The sequence below is a fragment of the Nonomuraea solani genome, assembly GCF_900108335.1.
Classification (GTDB): domain Bacteria; phylum Actinomycetota; class Actinomycetes; order Streptosporangiales; family Streptosporangiaceae; genus Nonomuraea; species Nonomuraea solani.
This window is the reverse complement of sequence record NZ_FNVT01000015.1, coordinates 120,133-137,259: the sequence shown is the minus strand read 5'-3', so window position 1 is coordinate 137,259 and position 17,127 is coordinate 120,133. Positions and strand designations below refer to the sequence as shown.

At 70.8% G+C, this 17,127-nt stretch carries 18 protein-coding genes; 11 read left to right on the top strand and 7 right to left on the bottom strand.

Annotated features, from left to right (window positions below; genetic code table 11):
• The first annotated feature begins 93 nt into the window (after positions 1 to 93).
• The 8 genes from C4V41_RS40445 (at position 94) to C4V41_RS40410 (ending at position 7,736) form a co-directional block, all read left to right on the top strand.
• Complete coding sequence (locus C4V41_RS40445) at positions 94 to 1,407, top strand: ABC transporter substrate-binding protein (RefSeq protein WP_103961310.1); 1,314 nt, start codon at positions 94 to 96, stop codon at positions 1,405 to 1,407.
• The gene (locus C4V41_RS40440; RefSeq protein WP_103961309.1) at positions 1,404 to 2,318 is read left to right on the top strand and encodes a carbohydrate ABC transporter permease; all 915 of its coding nucleotides are present in this window, start codon (positions 1,404 to 1,406) and stop codon (positions 2,316 to 2,318) included. The genes C4V41_RS40445 and C4V41_RS40440 overlap by 4 nt, the downstream gene beginning before the upstream one ends.
• Positions 2,315 to 3,160, top strand: coding sequence for a carbohydrate ABC transporter permease (locus tag C4V41_RS40435; protein WP_103961308.1), 846 nt, complete (start codon positions 2,315 to 2,317; stop codon positions 3,158 to 3,160). The genes C4V41_RS40440 and C4V41_RS40435 overlap by 4 nt, the downstream gene beginning before the upstream one ends.
• Before the next feature lie 80 nt (positions 3,161 to 3,240).
• Entirely contained in the window at positions 3,241 to 4,095 is an 855-nt protein-coding gene (locus tag C4V41_RS40430; RefSeq protein WP_103961307.1) for an alpha/beta fold hydrolase, read from the top strand.
• Positions 4,096 to 4,156: 61 nt separating this feature from the next.
• Positions 4,157 to 4,690, top strand: coding sequence for a GrpB family protein (locus C4V41_RS40425; protein ID WP_103961306.1), 534 nt, complete (start codon positions 4,157 to 4,159; stop codon positions 4,688 to 4,690).
• Positions 4,691 to 4,756: 66 nt separating this feature from the next.
• Positions 4,757 to 5,878 (top strand): L-talarate/galactarate dehydratase, encoded by a 1,122-nt coding sequence (locus C4V41_RS40420; protein ID WP_327537500.1) that lies wholly within the window; start codon positions 4,757 to 4,759, stop codon positions 5,876 to 5,878.
• A 3-nt stretch (positions 5,879 to 5,881) separates the two neighbouring features.
• A complete protein-coding gene (locus tag C4V41_RS40415; RefSeq protein ID WP_103961304.1) occupies positions 5,882 to 7,000 on the top strand; it encodes an L-talarate/galactarate dehydratase in 1,119 nt (372 codons plus the stop codon).
• Between the two features lie 10 nt (positions 7,001 to 7,010).
• Complete coding sequence (locus C4V41_RS40410; protein WP_103961425.1) at positions 7,011 to 7,736, top strand: FadR/GntR family transcriptional regulator; 726 nt, start codon at positions 7,011 to 7,013, stop codon at positions 7,734 to 7,736.
• A 1-nt stretch (position 7,737) separates the two neighbouring features.
• Here the strand turns inward: C4V41_RS40410 and C4V41_RS40405 are convergent, their stop codons facing one another.
• From C4V41_RS40405 to C4V41_RS40385, 5 genes are read right to left on the bottom strand one after another with little or no spacing between them, the layout of a single operon-like run.
• The gene (locus tag C4V41_RS40405) at positions 7,738 to 9,003 is read right to left on the bottom strand and encodes a glucarate dehydratase family protein (RefSeq protein WP_103961303.1); all 1,266 of its coding nucleotides are present in this window, start codon (positions 9,001 to 9,003) and stop codon (positions 7,738 to 7,740) included.
• Positions 9,000 to 9,395 carry a universal stress protein gene (locus C4V41_RS40400; protein WP_103961302.1) on the bottom strand — a complete coding sequence of 132 codons (396 nt, stop codon included), beginning with the start codon at positions 9,393 to 9,395 and terminating at the stop codon, positions 9,000 to 9,002. The genes C4V41_RS40405 and C4V41_RS40400 overlap by 4 nt, the downstream gene beginning before the upstream one ends.
• Positions 9,392 to 10,888 carry a tripartite tricarboxylate transporter permease gene (locus C4V41_RS40395; RefSeq protein WP_103961301.1) on the bottom strand — a complete coding sequence of 499 codons (1,497 nt, stop codon included), beginning with the start codon at positions 10,886 to 10,888 and terminating at the stop codon, positions 9,392 to 9,394. Before C4V41_RS40395 ends, C4V41_RS40400 begins: the two co-directional genes overlap by 4 nt.
• Before the next feature lie 9 nt (positions 10,889 to 10,897).
• Positions 10,898 to 11,443, bottom strand: a complete 546-nt coding sequence (locus C4V41_RS40390; RefSeq protein ID WP_103961300.1) for a tripartite tricarboxylate transporter TctB family protein — start codon at positions 11,441 to 11,443, stop codon at positions 10,898 to 10,900.
• 13 nt (positions 11,444 to 11,456) lie between these two features.
• Positions 11,457 to 12,464: a tripartite tricarboxylate transporter substrate binding protein gene (locus C4V41_RS40385; protein WP_103961299.1), complete on the bottom strand. Its 1,008-nt coding sequence runs from the start codon at positions 12,462 to 12,464 to the stop codon at positions 11,457 to 11,459.
• A gap of 168 nt (positions 12,465 to 12,632) precedes the next feature.
• Between C4V41_RS40385 and C4V41_RS40380 the strand changes: the two genes are divergently transcribed.
• From C4V41_RS40380 to C4V41_RS40370, 3 genes are all read left to right on the top strand, one after another.
• Positions 12,633 to 13,553 (top strand): LysR family transcriptional regulator, encoded by a 921-nt coding sequence (locus C4V41_RS40380; protein WP_103961298.1) that lies wholly within the window; start codon positions 12,633 to 12,635, stop codon positions 13,551 to 13,553.
• A 134-nt stretch (positions 13,554 to 13,687) separates the two neighbouring features.
• Complete coding sequence (gene kdgD / locus C4V41_RS40375) at positions 13,688 to 14,602, top strand: 5-dehydro-4-deoxyglucarate dehydratase (RefSeq protein ID WP_103961297.1); 915 nt, start codon at positions 13,688 to 13,690, stop codon at positions 14,600 to 14,602.
• 11 nt (positions 14,603 to 14,613) lie between these two features.
• Positions 14,614 to 15,936, top strand: coding sequence for an enolase C-terminal domain-like protein (locus tag C4V41_RS40370; protein ID WP_103961296.1), 1,323 nt, complete (start codon positions 14,614 to 14,616; stop codon positions 15,934 to 15,936).
• Between the two features lie 7 nt (positions 15,937 to 15,943).
• Here the strand turns inward: C4V41_RS40370 and C4V41_RS40365 are convergent, their stop codons facing one another.
• Together C4V41_RS40365 and C4V41_RS40360 are read right to left on the bottom strand one after the other, a co-directional pair.
• Entirely contained in the window at positions 15,944 to 16,156 is a 213-nt protein-coding gene (locus C4V41_RS40365) for a hypothetical protein (protein WP_103961295.1), read from the bottom strand.
• Positions 16,157 to 16,257: 101 nt separating this feature from the next.
• Positions 16,258 to 17,097, bottom strand: a complete 840-nt coding sequence (locus tag C4V41_RS40360; protein WP_200824550.1) for a DUF72 domain-containing protein — start codon at positions 17,095 to 17,097, stop codon at positions 16,258 to 16,260.
• Between the last annotated feature and the right edge of the window lie 30 nt (positions 17,098 to 17,127).

Here is a 17,127-nt window from a genome sequence, read left to right as displayed (position 1 = left end):
ATCTCGACACAAGTAGTGACATGGACCTCACTCGTTCTCTAGGTTGGCTTTCCTGCGAAGCCAACTGTGCTTGCGCAGCGGAAGGGGACGCGGATGGGTATCAGAGGGGTCTCCGGCGCGCTCGCCGCGCTCGTTCTCGTGGGCGCCTGCTCGTCGGGCACGAACGAGACCACGAGCGGGAGCGCCGCCACGCGGGCGGCCGGGACCGGGCCGGTCACACTGCAGCACTGGTGCTGGGGCGCGGGCCAGAAGGCCAAGGTCGAGGCGTTCAACAAGGCCCACCCGGACATCCAGGTACGGCACACCGACGCCGGCGGCGGCACCGACACGGCGACCAAGCTGGTCACCGCGAGCCGGGCGGGCAACGCCCCCGACACCACGTGCCTGGAGTACCAGACGCTGCCCGCGATGATCGTGGCCGGGGCGCTGGCCGACATCTCCGCCCACACCGGCGACATCAAGGACGCCTTCAGCCCGGAAGTGTGGTCGCTGACCAGCTTCGACGGCGCCGTCTACGGCGTGCCGCAGGACGTCGGGCCGATGGTGCTGGTCTACAACAGGAAGCGCTTCGAGGAGCTGAAGATCGAGCCGCCCGCCACCTGGGCCGACTTCGCCGAGGTGGCCGCGGACGTGCGGAAGAAGGACCCCGAGGCGTATCTGGCCACGTTCGCCCCGGCCGAGTTCGGCAACTTCGCCGGGCTGGCCCAGCAGGCCGGCGCCTCCTGGTGGAAGGTCCAGGACACGACGTGGAGTGTGGGCATCGCCGACGCGCCCTCGCTGGAGGTGGCCGGCTACTGGCAGGGGCTCATCGACAAGGACCTGGTCAAGGCCCAGCCGCTGCTCACCCCCGAGTGGAACAACCAGCTCAACAAGGGCAAGATCCTCACCTGGCCGAGCGCCCTGTGGGGAGCCGGCGTGCTGTACGGGATCGCCGAGAAGCAGGCCGGCGACTGGGCCATCGCCCCGCTCCCGCAGTGGACCAAGGGCGACTCACGCGTGGCCTTCCAGGGCGGCAGCGCCATCGCGGTCACCAAGAACTCCAAGCACGCCCAGGCCGCGGCCACGTTCGCCAAGTGGATGAACACCGACAAGACGGCCTACGACATCCAGATCGCCGAGGGGGAGTACCCGGCGTCGAAGGCCGGCCAGCAGGCCACCGGCGCCAGCGAGCCGCCCAAGCTGGTGGCCGGTCAGAAGGACTACTGGGACGTCGCGACCAAGGCCGCCCAGAGCACGATCCCGCACATCAGCTGGGGGCCGAACGTCAGCACCGCCCAGAGCGCCTTCCAGGACGCCATGGCCGCCGCCGTCCGCGACAAGACGCCGCTGGCCGACGCGCTGAAGAAGACCCAGCAGGTCGTGGTCGACGACATGAAGGCCACCGGTTTCAAGGTCGCCGGCCCATGACGGCTCCCGTCGGCGCCCGCCGCAGGTCGCGGGCGCCGTACCTGTTCGTCGCGCCCGCCGTGCTGCTGTTCGTGGCGTTCCTGGCGGTGCCGATCGCCTACGCCGTCCACCTCAGCGCCCGCGGGCTGCGGCTGACCGGCGGCGGCATCTTCGGCACGCGCCAGGAGGTCTTCGTCGGGCTCGACAACTACGTCAAGACGCTGACCGACCCCGAGTTCCTGGCCGGCTTCGGCCGGCTCGGGCTCTACGGGCTGATCAGCGTGCCCCTCACGCTCGGCCTGGCGCTGCTGTTCGCCCTGCTGCTCGACCACGCGGGCTCCCGCGCCCGCCGGTTCTCCCGTACGGCGATCTTCCTCCCGTACGCGATCCCCGGGGTGACGGCCTCGCTCCTGTGGGGCTTCATGTACCTGCCGTCCACCAGCCCCTTCAACTACCTCACCCGCGAACTGGGCCTCGGCGAGATCCCGTTCCTGGGCTCCACCGGCATCTATCCCTCGCTGGCGAACATCGCCATCTGGGGCGGCGTCGGCTTCAACATGATCATCATCTTCACGTCGTTGCGCGGCATCCCGGCGGAGCTGTACGACGCCGCCCGCATCGACGGCGCCTCCGAATGGCAGATCGCCTGGCGCGTCAAGATCCCCCTGGTGGCCCCCGCGCTCGTCCTCACGGGCCTGTTCGCCCTGATCGGCACCCTCCAGGTGTACGGCGAGCCGACCACCCTCAGCCCGATGACCACGGAGATCTCCCAGACCTGGGTGCCCCTGATGCAGATCTACCGCGACGGCTTCATCCGCGACGACCTGCCCCTGGCCGCCGCCGCGTCCGTCATCCTGGCCGCCGGCACGCTCGCCCTGTCGGTCCTGCTGCTGAAGGTCACCCAGAAGCGGGCCTTCGGAGGCATGCGATGAGAGCTCTCCCGCAGCATCGGGCCAAGATCCTGCCCACCCTCGTCCTGCTCGTCGGCGCCCTCTACTGCCTGGTGCCGGTCGCCTGGGTGATCGTGGCGGCGACCAAGTCGAGCGCGGAGCTGTTCTCGACGTTCACCTTCGCGCCGGGGACGGGCCTGCTGGACAACCTGCGCGACCTGTTCGCCTACGGCGACGGCCGGTTCGTCCGCTGGGCGGGCAACAGCGCGCTCTACGCCGTCGTCGGCTCGCTGGCCTCGACCCTGATCTCGACGCTGGCCGGCTACGCCATGGCCAAGTACGACTTCCGCGGCCGCAGCGTGCTGTTCTACGCGATCCTGGCCGGGGTGCTCGTGCCCGGCATGACGCTGGCGATCCCGCAGTATCTGATCATGTCGGAGACCGGCCTGGTGGGCAGCTACTGGTCGGTCCTGCTGCCCAACCTCATCTCGCCGTTCGGCATCTACCTGGCCCGCGTGTACGCCACCGCCTCGGTCCCCGACGCCACACTGGAGGCGGCCAGGATCGACGGGGCGAGCGAATATCGCATCTTCGGCGCCATCGGGTTGCCCATGATGGTGCCCGGAATGGTGACGATCTTCATGCTGCACTTCGTGGGGACGTGGAACAACTTCCTGCTGCCGTACATCATGTTGTCGGACGAGTCCAAGTTCCCGATCACCGTGGGCCTCTACACCCTGCTCGCCAAGGGCTCCTCCGAGCCCGCCCTGTACGGCATCGCCATCGTGGGCGCGGCCGTCTCGGTGGTCCCGCTCATCGCCCTGCTGCTGTTCCTCCAGCGTTTCTGGCGGCTCGACCTGCTCAGCGGGGGCCTGAAGGGGTGACGGTGGCATAATCGGCCGATGAGTTTCGCCCCCGCCGCCGGTCTGCCCATCAGTAGTCCCCTTCGAAGAGGAGCGAGCGCATGAGCCACACCGTCGAGGTGCCCGGCGCGACATTGCACTACGACGTGCGGGAGGCGGAGCGGAGCACCGCGCCGGCCCTGCTGATGATCGGGTCGCCCATGGACGCGACCGGGTTCGAGGCGCTGGCCGAGCGGTTCCATGACCGCACGGTCGTGACCTACGACCCGCGCGGCATCGGGCGCAGCGAGCGGACCGACGGCCTCGCCGAGTCCACGCCCGACCTGCACGCCGACGACCTGCACCGGCTGATCGCCGCGCTCGGCGGCGGGCCGGTCGACATCTTCGCCAGCAGTGGCGGCGCGGTCAACGGGCTGGCGCTGGTGGCCAAGCACCCCGAGCAGGTGCGCACGCTGGTCGCCCACGAGCCGCCCGCCGTCCAGGAGCTGCCGGACCGGGAGAACGCGCTGGCCGCGGTCGCGGACATCCGCGAGACGTACGAGCGCGAGGGGTTCGGGGCCGCGATGGGCAAGTTCATCGCGATCACCAGCCACCAGGGCGACATTCCGGCCGACTTCGCCGACCGGCCCGCGCCGGACCCGGCCCAGTTCGGGATGCCGGCGGACGACGACGGCTCCCGCGACGACGCGCTGTTCGGGCAGAATCTCATGACCTGTACGCACCACCGGCACGACTTCGAGGCCCTGCGCGCCGCCTCCACGCGCGTGGTCGTGGCCGTCGGCGTCGAGTCGGAGGGCACGCTGGCCCGTCGCGCGGGCGAGGCGGTCGCCGAGCGGCTCGGAAGCAAGCCCGTGATCTTCCCCAGCCACCACGGCGGTTTCCTCGACGACCGGTTCGGCATGGCGGGCGACCCGGACGCCTTCGCCGTCACCCTGCGCGAGGTCCTGTCGCAGTAGCGAGGCCGGGGCAGGCCGGGCGCGCACGGCGTTCGGCCCGCCCGGCGAAAGGACGCCACCCGTGATCGTGATCGCCGACTACGACGACGCCTGGCCGGGCCTGTTCGCGCGGCTGGGCGCGGAGCTGCGGGCCCTGCTGGGCGACGAGGCCGACCGGATCGACCACATCGGCTCCACTTCGATCCCCGGCCTCGCCGCCAAGCCGATCATCGACGTGCAGATCTCGGTGCCCTCGCTCGATCACCCGGGCTTCGTCGCGGCCCTGACCGAGGCCGGGTTCGTGTACCGGTCCGGCAACCCCGAGCTGACCAAGCGCTACTTCAGGGAGCGCCCCGGCGCCAGGCGCACGCACATCCACGTCCGCGGGACCGGCAGCTTCTCGGAGCAGTTCGCACTGCTCTTCCGCGACCACCTTCGCCTCCACCCGGCGGACGCCCGCGAGTACGAGCAGGTCAAACGGCGGCTGGCGGTGAAGCACGCGCACGACCGGCAGGCGTACGTCGAGGAGAAGTCCGGCATCGTGTGGGACATCATCCGGCGGGCCGACGGCTGGGCCCAGGCGACCGGCTGGAGCCCGGGGCCGAGCGACGCCTGACTTGTCATACGACTTATGAATTTGTACGATGACATACGATTCTGCCGCCAACGTACGAGGACCTCCATGGACCGCATCCGCCACGTCTCGCTCTCCTCCGTCACGCTGCCCCTCGACGTCCCCATCAGCGACGCCAAGGTCCTCACCGGGCGGCAGAAGCCGATGACCGAGATCGCCTTCCTGTTCGCCGAGATCGCGACCGAGGACGGCCACAGCGGCACCGGCTTCAGCTACTCCAAGCGCGCGGGCGGCCCCGCCCAGTACGCCCACGCCAAGGAGGTCGGCGAGAACCTGCTCGGCCAGGACCCCTCCGACATCGGCAAGGTGTACGAGACCCTGCTGTGGGCCGGCGCCTCGGTCGGCCGCTCCGGCGTCGCCACGCAGGCCCTGGCCGCCATCGACGTCGCACTCTGGGACCTCAAGGCGAAGCGGGCGGGCCTGCCGCTGGCCAAGCTGCTCGGCGCCTACCGCGACTCGGTCCGGACGTACAACACCTCCGGCGGCTTCCTGCACGCGCCGATCGAGGAGGTCAAGGCGCGGGCCGCGCAGTCGCTGGCGGACGGCATCGGCGGCATCAAGATCAAGGTCGGGCAGCCCGACATGAAGGCCGACCTGCGGCGCCTGGCGGCCGTCCGCGAGCACATCGGCGACGACACGCCGCTGATGGTGGACGCCAACCAGCAGTGGGACCGGCCCTCGGCCCTGCGGTTCGGGCGCGCGGTCGAGGACCTCGGGCTGGTCTGGATCGAGGAGCCGCTCGACGCGTACGACGCCGAAGGGCACGCCCAGCTCGCCGCGGCCCTCGACACGCCGATCGCGACCGGCGAGATGCTCTCCAGCGTCGCCGAGCACGTCCGCCTCATCGAGGCCCGCGCCGCCGACATCATCCAGCCGGACGCCCCGCGCGTCGGCGGCATCACCCCCTTCCTGCGGCTGGCCACGCTCGCCGACCACGCCGGGCTGCAGCTCGCCCCGCACTTCGCCATGGAGATCCACCTGCACCTGGCCGCCGCCTACCCGCGCGAGCCCTGGGTCGAGCACTTCGAGTGGCTCAATCCGCTGTTCAACGAGCGCCTGGAGACCCGCGACGGCCGCATGATCGTCCCGGACCGGCCCGGGCTCGGGTTCACGCTCAGCGAGCAGTGCCGCAAGTGGGTCGTCGACAGCGTCGAGTTCGGGAAGGCCTGACCCGTGGGCGACCGCATCGCGTCGGTACGGCTCGGCCACTACGCCGTCCCGCTCGCCTTCGCCGTCAGCGACGCCAAGGTGGCCACGGGGCGGCAGCGGCCCCTCACCCACATCGACGTCCTGACCTGTGAGATCACGACCACGGACGGGCTGACCGGGCTGGGGTTCTCCTACACGACGCGGGCCGGTTGCCGGGCCCAGTTCGCGCACGCCAAGGAGGTGGCCCCGAACCTGCTCGGCGAGGACCCCTCCGACATCGGGCGGATCTACGAGCGGCTGCTGTGGGCGGGCGCCTCGGTGGGCCGCTCCGGTGTGGCCACGCAGGCGCTGGCCGCCATCGACGTCGCCCTGTGGGACGTCAAGGCGAAGCGGGCGGGCCTGCCGCTGGCCAAGCTGCTCGGCGCCCACCGGGACTCCGTCCGGGTCTACAACACCTCGGGCGGCTACCTCCAGGCGCCGATCGAGGAGGTCAAGGAACGGGCCGCGCAGTCGCTGAAGGACGGCATCGGCGGCATCAAGATCAAGGTGGGCCAGCCCGACATGCGGGCCGACCTGCGGCGGCTGGCGGCCGTCCGTGAGCACATCGGCGACGGCACGCCGCTGATGGTGGATGCCAACCAGCAGTGGGACCGGCCCTCCGCGCTGCGGTTCGGCAGGGTCGCGGAGGAGTTCGGGCTGGTCTGGATCGAGGAGCCGCTCGACGCGTACGACGCCGAAGGGCACGCGCGGCTCGCGGCCACCCTCGACACACCGATCGCCACCGGCGAGATGCTCACGAGCGTGCCCGACCTGGTCCGCCTCATCGACCTGCGCGGCGCCGACTTCCTGCAGCCCGACGTGCCCCGCGTCGGCGGCATCACGCCTTACCTCCGGATCGCCGCGCTGGCCGACCACGCCCACCTGCAGGTCGCCCCGCACTTCGTGATGGAGATCCACGTGCACCTGGCCGCCGCCTACCCGCGCGACTCCTGGGTCGAGCACATCGAATGGCTCTCGCCGCTGTTCGCCGAGCGCCTGACGATCGAGGACGGGCGCATGCGGGTGCCCGACCGGCCGGGACTGGGCCTCACCCTCGCCGGCGACGCGGCGAAGTGGCGGCTCGACGACATCGAGATCCGGTAAATTGTCCCCCGTGCCAGACGTTCCCCCGGATCGCAGGCTCGACCGCGACACCGGGCGCGGCCTCGCGCACGAGCTCGTCGAGCGGCTCAAGGCCCGCATCCTGGCCGGCGAGATCGAGCCGGGCCAGAAGCTCCCGACCGAGTCCTCGCTGATCCAGGAGTTCGGCGTGAGCCGCACGGTGGTCCGCGAGGCCGTCTCACGGCTCCAGGCCGCCGGCCTCGTCGAGACCTTCCAGGGACGCGGCTCGTTCGTGCTGGCCCTGCCCGCCTCCACGGCCTTCTCCGTGGAGGCGTCGCGGATCCGCACCCACCGCGACGTCCTCGACATGATCGACTTCCGGATCGGGATCGAGTCGGAGGCGGCCGGGCTGGCCGCTGAACGCCGTACGGACCTGCAGCTCAAGGCCATCGAACGGGCCCTGGTCGACCTCGGGAGCACCGGCGAGCAGCCCGGCCACGCCGTCGAGGCCGACTTCGAGTTCCACCTGAAGGTCGCGCTCGCGTCGGGCAACCGGTTCTACTCCGACCTGCTGGCCTCGCTCGGCCCGATGATGATCATGTTGCCGCGCACGCGGCTGGAGCACGTCTACTCGGTCTCGAACGCCACCCACTTCACGCGGGTGACGCTCGAACACGAGAACGTCTACCGGGCCATCGCCGACCAGGACGCCGCGGCGGCGCGGGCGGCGATGCGGCTGCACCTGTCCAACTCGCGCGCCCGCCTGCAGACGCCCTGACTCACCAGCGGGCGGTGTTGGGAGAGAAGCCCGGCTCGATCGTGCGCATGTAGGCGGTGTCCTCGCGGCCGCGCTGGCCGCAGGTGACGTACTGCTCGTGCAGGGCGGCCAGCGCGTCCTCGTCGAGCTCGACGCCCAGCCCCGCACCGGTGGGCACGGCCACGCCGCCGTCGCGGAACTCCAGCGCCCCCGGCTTGACGACCTCCTCCGTCTTCCACGGGTAGTGCGTGTCGCAGGCGTAGGTGAGGTTCGGGGTCGCGGCCGCCAGGTGGGTCATCGCGGCCAGGCTCACACCGAGGTGCGAGTTCGAGTGCATCGACAGGCCCATCCCGAACGTCTCGCAGATGCCGCCGAGCAGCGCCGAGCGCCGCAGCCCGCCCCACAGGTGGTGGTCCGACAGGACGACCTGGACGGCGTCGGCGGCGACGGCCGGCTTGAGGTGCTCGAAGGCGATGACGCACATGTTCGTCGCCAGCGGCAGGTCGGTGTGCTTGGCGACCTCGGCCATGCCCTCGATGCCGGGCGTCGGGTCCTCCAGATATTCCAGGGCGCCCGCGAGCCGGTCGGCCACCTTGATGGAGGTCTCCACCGTCCAGGCGCCGTTGGGGTCGATGCGCAGCGCGTGCCCGGGGAACGCGGCGGCCAGGGCCTCGACGGTCTCGATCTCGTGGCGGGGCTCGTACACGCCGCCCTTGAGCTTGATGGCGGTGAAGCCGTAGTCGGAGATCATCCGCCGCGCCTGGGCGACCATCTGCTCGGGCGTGCGGCCCTCGCCCCACGAGTCGTCGTCGTGGCCGGGGTGGCCGGCCCACTTGTAGAACAGGTACGCCGAGTAGGGCACATGGTCGCGTACGGCGCCGCCGAGCAGGTCGCTCACCGGCCGGCCCAGCGCCTTGCCCTGCAGGTCGAGCAGCGCCACCTCGAACGGCGCCGCCACGGTGTCCACGGCGCTGGAGACCTCCAGCATGCCGCCGAAGCTGGCGCCCGCCCCGCCCGTGGACGCGCCCAGCGTCTCCACCACGACGCGGCGCAGCCCGTTGACGTCGAACACGTCCGTGCCCGGCAGCGAGGCCGCCACCGCGCCGAGCCGCTCGAGATGGGCCAGGTCGGCGTAGGTCTCACCCAGCCCCACCAGCCCGGAGTCGGTGTGCACCTGGACGATGGCGCGCAGCACGTACGGCTGGTGCACCCCCACCACGTTCAGCAGGGGCGGGTCGCGGAAGGCGACCGGCGTGACGGAGACCCGGCTGACCCGGCCCGCGCTCACTGGGGAGCCTTCACGGTCAACACCGGCACGCTCGCCTCCATGAGGATGCGCTGCGCCTCGCTGCCCAGGATGAACTTGCCCACGAGCGAACGATGCCGCAGCCCGATGACGATCAGCGTGCCGCCGGTCTCCCCGACCAGGGCCTCGAAGGTCTCGGGCAGGTCGTCGTCGTGCAGCGGCTGGCGTACCTCGGCCTCGACACCGGCCGCGCGCGCCCGCTCCAGGAGCGCGTCGCCGGCGGCCTCGTCGATCTTGCGCTCGTCGACGGGCGCGCCGCGGCGCGGCGAGTTCACGATGATCACGCGCTCACCGCGCAGGGCGCCCTCGCGCAGGCCCGCGTCCACGGCGGCCTCGCCCTCGGGCGTCGGCAGGTAACCGACGAGGATGGTCATGAGGTCAGCTCCTTGGTACGGCGGGGCAGTGCCTTACGGATCAGTGGCCAGGCCGCGACGATCACGACCAGGGCGAACACGGTCCCCGAGATGGGACGGGTGAGGAAGCCGGCCGGGTCGCCGCCGAAGATGAGCAGCGACTGCCGCGCCGAGTTCTCGATCATCGAGCCCAGCACGAACGCGAGCACGAGCGGCCCCGGCTCGAAGCCGAACTTCTTCATCAGATAGCCCAGCAGGCCGAACGCGATCACCAGGAAGATGTCGTAGACCTGGTTGTTCACGGTGTACGCGCCGAGCAGGGTGATGAGCACCGTGATCGGCGCCAGCACGGCCGGGCGGATCCGCAGGATCTTCACGAACACGCCCACCATCGGGATGCTCATGATCAGCAGCAGGATGTTGCCGATGTACATCGAGTTGATGACGCCCCAGAAGACGTCGGGGTGCTCGGTGACGAGCTGCGGGCCCGGCTGGATGCCCTGGATGAGCAGCGCGCCGAACATCAGGGCCATGGTCGCGTTCGCCGGGATGCCGAGGGTCAGCAGCGGGATGAACGACGACGTGGCCGCGGCGTTGTTGGCGGTCTCCGGCGCGGCCACGCCCTCGATGGCGCCCTTGCCGAAGCGCTCGGGGTTCTTGGCCCGCCGCTTCTCGAACGCGTACGCGGCCAGCGACGACAGCACCGCGCCACCGCCGGGCAGCACGCCCAGCACGAACCCGATGAGCGAGCCGCGCCCGATGGCGCCCTTGGCCTGCCCGAGGTCCTGGCGCGACGGCCACACGTTGCCGACCTTGGCCGGGGCGGAGACCTTGTTGTGCCGCTCCTCCAGGTTGTAGAGGATCTCGCTCAGGCCGAACAGGCCCATGGCGATCGGGATGAAGTCGATGCCCTCGGCCAGGTTCAGGCTGCCGAACGTGAAGCGCTCCGCGCCGGTGAAGGTGTCGCGGCCCACGGTCGCGATCAGCAGGCCGACGCAGGCGGCGACGATGGCCTTGAGCTTGTTGCCGTTGCCGACCGAGGAGATCAGCAGCACGCCCAGAACGCCCAGGGCCGCGTACTCGGGCGGCCCGAAGTCGAGCGCGAACCCGGCCACGATCGGCGCGACGAGCGTCAGGCCGAGGATCGAGACCGTGCCGCCGACGAAGGAGCCGATGGCCGCGATGCCGAGCGCGGTGCCCGCCTTGCCCTGCCTGGCCAGCGCGAATCCGTCGAAGACGGTCACCACGGACGACGCCTCGCCCGGCAGGCGCAGCAGGACCGAGGTGATCGTGCCGCCGTACTGGGCGCCGTAGAAGATGCCGGCCAGCATGATGATCGCGGAGACCGGGCCGATGCCGTACGTGATCGGCAGCAGGATGGCGATCGTGGCGCCGGGCCCGAGGCCCGGCAGCACGCCGATCAGCATGCCGATGATGACGCCGATGAAGCAGTAGAGCAGGTTGGCCGGTTCGAGGACGACGCCGAAGCCGTCGATGATCGGGGAGATGTCCATGTGACTTTCTCAGATGAGTCGCGGAAGCGGGATCTGCAGCAGCACCACGAACAGCACGTAGAACGCCGCCACGGCGCCGATGCTGACCACGATGGAGGAGCGCCACGACTCTTTGCCCAGCAGGCGGAGCCAGACGAACATGAGCAGCAGAGACGGGATCTCGAAGCCGATCACCGGCAGCAGCGCGGCCCACACCACGAGCGTCACCAGGCCGCCCGCGGTCAGCAGGCTCGCCTTGGAGAAGCGCTCGGTGTCCTGCAGGCCGCGGCCCGTGAAGACGAGCACCGCCGACAGCACGACGATCACGACGCTGATGGCGAACGGCCACAGGCCGGGCCCGGGAGCGGTGAGCCGCCCGAGGCCCAGCGCGTACGACCCGACCGCGCCGAGCACGCCGACGACGAGCGCCACCAGGGCCGCGCCGACCTGCGCGATCGGGCCCGCGTGGGGCGGCCGCTGCTCTTCGAGCTCGGCCAGCAGCCGTTCGGTCTCGGCCTTCAGGTCGCCCTCGGGCTCATCCGGCGCGGGCGGCCCGTTGGGGTCGGACATGGACATGTGAACTCCTCGATCAGCCGGCGAGGTTGATGCCGAACTCGTCCAGCTGCTTCTTGTAGGTCTCGGAGTCGCTCTGCAGCGAGGTCAGGACCTCCTGCGGGGAGACCTCCATCGGAGTGAGCGAGTTGTCCTCGTTGAACTTCTTGTACTCGGGCGTGGCGAACGTCTTCTTCGCGGTCTCGAGCAGCTTGGCCTTGACGTCCTCAGGCGTGCCCTTGGGCGCCGTCAGGAAGCGGTACTGCGTCACGAGGACGTCGAAGCCCTGCTCCTTGGCCGTCTTGACGTCCGGCATGAACGGGATGCGCTCCTGCGAGAACACCGCCAGCGGGACGAGCTTGCCGGCCTTGACGTTCTCGATGGCCTCGCCGATCTGCATGGTCGAGACGTCGACCTGGTTGCCCAGCAGCGCGGTCAGGGCCGGGGCGCCGCCGTCGAACGGCACGGCCGTGGCCTCGATCCCGGCGCTCTTGAAGGTCAGCGCCGAGGCGAGCTGGGCGCCGGTGCCGACGCCGGTGGTGCCGTAGCGGATCGTCTTGCCCGCCTTCTTCATGTCCTCGATGGACTTGAAGCCGGACTTGGGGTTGGTCGCCATGACGTAGTCGTCACGGGAGATCCCGGTGATGACATCGAACGAGTCGATCTTCGTGGCCTCGGCGGCCGACACCGTGAGCGGCGTGATCGTGAAGAGCGAGGCGTTCTGTACGGCGATCTTGTAGCCGTCGGGCTTGGCGGCCTGCAGCTCCTTGGCGTTGAGCGCCCCGTTGGCGCCGGGCTTGTTGAGCACCGGCGCCGAGACGCCCAGCTCCTTGGACATGCCCTGGGCCAGCGCCCGGGTGATCAGGTCGGTGGAGCCGCCGGCGGAGGCGCCGACGCTGAACTCGATGTTGCCCGACGGATACTTGCCCTCACTGCTCCCGGAGGAGGTCGTCTTGACGCCACCGCAGGCGGTCAGTGCGATCGCGGCGGCGGCACCGGCGACACCCATGAGGATGCGGCGGGGGGCTGTCCGAGATGTCGGCATTGACTTCTCCTTCGTGCGGGCGGCGCGGCCACCCGTGATCTGCTCGGGAGCGGAGGGGAGTTGCGTAAGGTTACGGCAAGGTTTCCACTCGTAGTCTCCGGAGACTAAGGACCAGCCTCGATGCCTGTCCAGCCTCAATTCGGTATCGAGTGATACTCTTTACGCATCATGCTAACACTGGATCAGATTCGGGCATTCGTGGCGGTCGCGGAGGAGCTCCATTTCGGCCGCGCGGCCGATCGCCTGAGCATGACCCAGCCGCCGCTGAGCCGCCACATCCAGAAGCTGGAGCGCGTGGTCGGTGTGACCCTGCTGGAGCGCGACAACCGGCGCGTCGTCCTCACCGACGCCGGGCGCGCCTTCCTCGAAGACGCGCGCCGCATGCTCTCGCTCGTCGACACCGCCGGCGACCGGGCGCGCCGGATCGCCAGCGGCGCGGCGGGCACCGTACGGCTCGGCTTCACGGCCGTCTCCGCCATCAGCATGCTCGGCCCCCTGCTCAGGCGACTGTCCGAGCAACTCCCCGAGATCGACGTCATCCTCCACGAACGGGTCACCGCCGGGCAGGTGGACGGCCTGCTGCGCGGCGAGCTCGACCTCGGCCTGGCCCGCCCGCCCTTCGACATCGCCTCGCTCGACTCCCGCGTCGTCTTCCGCGAGCCGCTGTGCGCGGTGGTCCCGCTCGGCCACCCGCTCGCCGACCTCGACCGGCCGCTCACGCCCGACGACTTCGACGGCCTGCCGGTGATCAGCTACAACCCGGTCCAGTCGCGCTACTTCCACGAGCTGACCGTCCGCTTCCTCACCAACGCCCACCCGCGCATCGAGCAGCAGGTGCACCAGATCCTCACCGCCGCCCTCCTGGTGGCGGCCGGCCGGGGCGTGGCGCTGGCGCCCGCCAGCGCGCGCTCGCTCGGCATCGACGGCATCACCTTCTGCGACCTGGTGCAGGGCGGCGACCCGGTCGACGCCGAAGACGCCGCCACCGGCGAGCCGGTCGAGCTGCACGTCATCTGGGCCGCGACCTCCACCAACCCCGCGCTCTGGCGCGTCCTGGAGCTCCTGCCCGACCTGGAGGCGAAGCGATGATGCCCTGGCGGTATCGTCGGATACAGAATCGCACTTGGACAGGAATCGCCCCACTTCTTTAGCCTGACGGCGACAGACCTTACCGGCGGCGGGGGCTCTTCCCACCGCCGCGTGTAAAGCGAGGAGCGCCCGTCATGCCGAACCACTCGCCGCAGGAGCTCGCCACACAGCTCAAGAGCGGCCTGTTGTCCTTCCCCGTCACGCATTTCACCGACGATCTGCAGTTCGACGAGGCGCGCTACCGTGACCACCTCGCCTGGCTGAGCGAATACCCCGTGGCCGGCCTGTTCGCCGCCGGCGGCACGGGTGAGGGCTTCTCGCTCACCCCGGCCGAGATCGACCAGGTGGTCCGCGCGGCGGTGACCGAGGTGAACGGCAAGGTGCCGGTCGTGGCCCCGGCGACCGGCGGCACCGTGAACGCCATCGCCCAGGCCAAGGCGGCCGAGGCGGCCGGCGCCGACGGCGTGCTCCTCATGCCTCCCTACCTGACGGAGGCCGGCCAGGCGGGCCTGGTCGAGCACATCTCCGCGGTCTGTGGCAGCACCGGGCTGGGCGTGATCGTCTACAGCCGGGCCAACGCGGTGCTGAACGACCGCTCCGTCGAGGCCCTGGCCGACCGCAACGCGACCCTCATCGGGTTCAAGGACGGCGTCGGCGACATCGAGAACCTCACCCGCATCTACGCCTCCGTCGGCGACCGCCTGGCCTACATCGGCGGCCTGCCCACGGCCGAGACGTTCGCGCTGCCGCTGCTGCAGCTCGGCGTGAGCACGTACTCGTCGGCGATCTTCAACTTCGTCCCGCAGTACGCGCTCGACTTCTACGCCGACGTCAAGGCCCAGGACCGCGACGCGGTCTACCGGCGCGTCAAGGAGTTCCTGATCCCCTACCTGGACATCCGCGACCGCACGAAGGGCTACGCCGTGTCGATCATCAAGGCGGGCCTGGCCGCCGTCGGCCGCCCGGCGGGAGGGGTGCGGCCGCCGCTGCAGAACCTCACGGACGGCGAGCTCGCCGAGCTGACCACCCTCATCAACAAGATCAGCTAGGGGCCGCCGTCTTGTCTCCCACCATCGAGCGCGTCGAGGTCGTCCCCGTCGCCGGACACGACAGCATGCTGCTCAACCTGAGCGGCGCGCACGGGCCGTACTTCACCCGCAACGTCGTCATCACCATCGACTCCGACGGGCGCACCGGCCTCGGCGAGGTGCCCGGCGGCGAGGCCATCCGCCGCACCATCGAGGAGGCGGGCGCGCTGCTGGCGGGAGAGCCGGTGGCCCGCTACCGCAGCCTGCTGCGCCTGGTGGCCGAGCGGTTCGCCGGCCGCGACGCCGGCGGCCGCGGCCTGCAGACGTTCGACCTGCGCACCACCGTCCACGCGGTCACCGGCCTCGAATCCAGCCTGCTCGACCTGCACGGCCAATACCTCGGCGTGCCCGTGGCCGAGCTGCTCGGCGAGGGCCGGCAGCGCGACCGGGTGCCGATGCTGGGCTACCTGTTCTACGTGGGCGACCCGGGCAAGACGGACCTGCCGTACGTGGTCGACGACGGTGGCGGCGACCACTGGTCCCGGCTGCGCCGCCAGGAGGCGCTCACGCCCGACGCGGTGGTCGCGCTGGCCGAGGCCGCCCGCGAGCGCTACGGCTTCACCGACTTCAAGCTCAAGGGCGGCGTGCTGGCCGGCGAGGAGGAGATCGCGGCCGTCACGGCGCTGGCCCGCCGCTTCCCCGACGCCCGGATCACCCTCGACCCCAACGGCGGCTGGCTGCTGGCCGACGCCGTCCGGCTGTGCAGAGGGCTCGGCGACGTCCTCGCCTACGCCGAGGACCCGTGCGGCGCCGAGGGCCGGTTCTCCGGGCGGGAGACGATGGCCGAGTTCAAGCGGGCCACCGGGCTGCCGACCGCGACCAACATGATCGCCACCGACTGGCGGGAGATGGCGCACGCCGTACGCGCCGCCGCGGTGGACATCCCGCTCGCCGACCCGCACTTCTGGACCATGGCCGGATCCGTGCGCGTCGCCCAGCTCTGCCACGACTTCGGCCTGACCTGGGGATCGCACTCCAACAACCACTTCGACATCTCGCTGGCGATGTTCACACACGTCGGAGCGGCCGCGCCGGGCGAGATCACGGCGCTGGACACGCACTGGATCTGGCAGGACGGCCAGGCGCTCACCACCAAGCCGTTCCAGATCACCGACGGCGGCATCGACGTGCCCGTCACCCCCGGGCTGGGGGTCGAGCTCGACCGGGACGCCCTGGCCGCGGCCCACGAGCTCTACCTGAGCCGGGGCCTGGGCGCCCGCGACGACGCCGTCGCCATGCGCTACCTCGTGGAGGGCTGGACCTTCGACCCGAAACGGCCCTGCCTGGTGCGATGAAGGTGCGTCAGGCGTACAGGAACCAGTACTGACCCTGAGGGACGCACCGGTAGGAGGTCCACCAGCCGCTGTCGATGCCGAGGTTCCCGACCCGGTGGCAGTCCCAGTCGTAGTAGTAGACGTTGCGGAGCGTCTCGGCCTGGGCCGGGGCCGCGCCGGCCGACAGCGCCAGGCCGGTGGCCAGGGCGGTCGAGGCGAGTAACGTCGCTGCTTTGCGCATGCATCCTCCTCGGAAGTCGAGGAAGTATCACACCGGCCCGCGCCCCCGGGGTAGATCACCGCCCCCGGGGGCCGCCTGACCTGGGCGGACACATGAAACGTTCAGAACAGCGTCAGCGGCTCGTCCGGCTCCGGGAGGGGCATCGGCGTGGGCAGCGGGTCGAGGTCCGGGACGAGCGCGCGCACCTCGTCGTGGAACCGGCGGGCCAGGACCGGGGCGTCGGCGTTGTCCGGGGTGTGGATGAACACGGTCGGTGACCGCCCCTCGCGCAGCCACTCCGCCACCGTGCCCAGCCAGGGCCGCCAGCCCTCCACCGTGCGCTCCTCGGCGTCGCGCCCCAGATAGCGGACGATCGGGTGACCGGTGAGGGCCCGCGAACGCCGTGGCACGCGCGGCTTCTTCGCCCACGCGTCCCGCTCGGCGTCGCTGGCCGGCGGGCTCTGGAACATGACCGTGGTGTCGAACGGCACCCACTCGGCGTCCCTGGCGGCCAGCACCCGTTCGAGCAGGCGGGCGGAGCGCTCGTCTTCGAAGAAGGCGCGGTGGCGCACCTCGACGGCGTACCGGTGGGACCGGGGCAGGCGGTGCAGGAAGGCCGCCAGCGTGCCGGCGTCGGCCGGGGAGAACGAGGCCGGCAACTGGATCCACAGCGCGTGCGCCCGCGGCCCCAGCGGCTCGATCGCGTCCAGGAAGGCGCGCAGGACCTCGTCGGCGCCCATCAGGTGGTGCTCGTGGGTGACCGGCTTGGGCAGCTTGACCACGAAACGGAAATCGGGCGAGGTCTGGGCGGCCCAGGACTCCACCGTGCTCCTGGACGGGGTGGCGTAGAACGTGGTGTTGCCCTCCACGGCGTCGCACCACGACGCGTACGCCCGAAGGCGCTCACCCGGCGCGAGCCCGGCGGGCAGGAGGCGCCCCTGCCAGCGCGCGTGAGCCCACATCGCACATCCCACGTGAAGCCGCATGAAAGA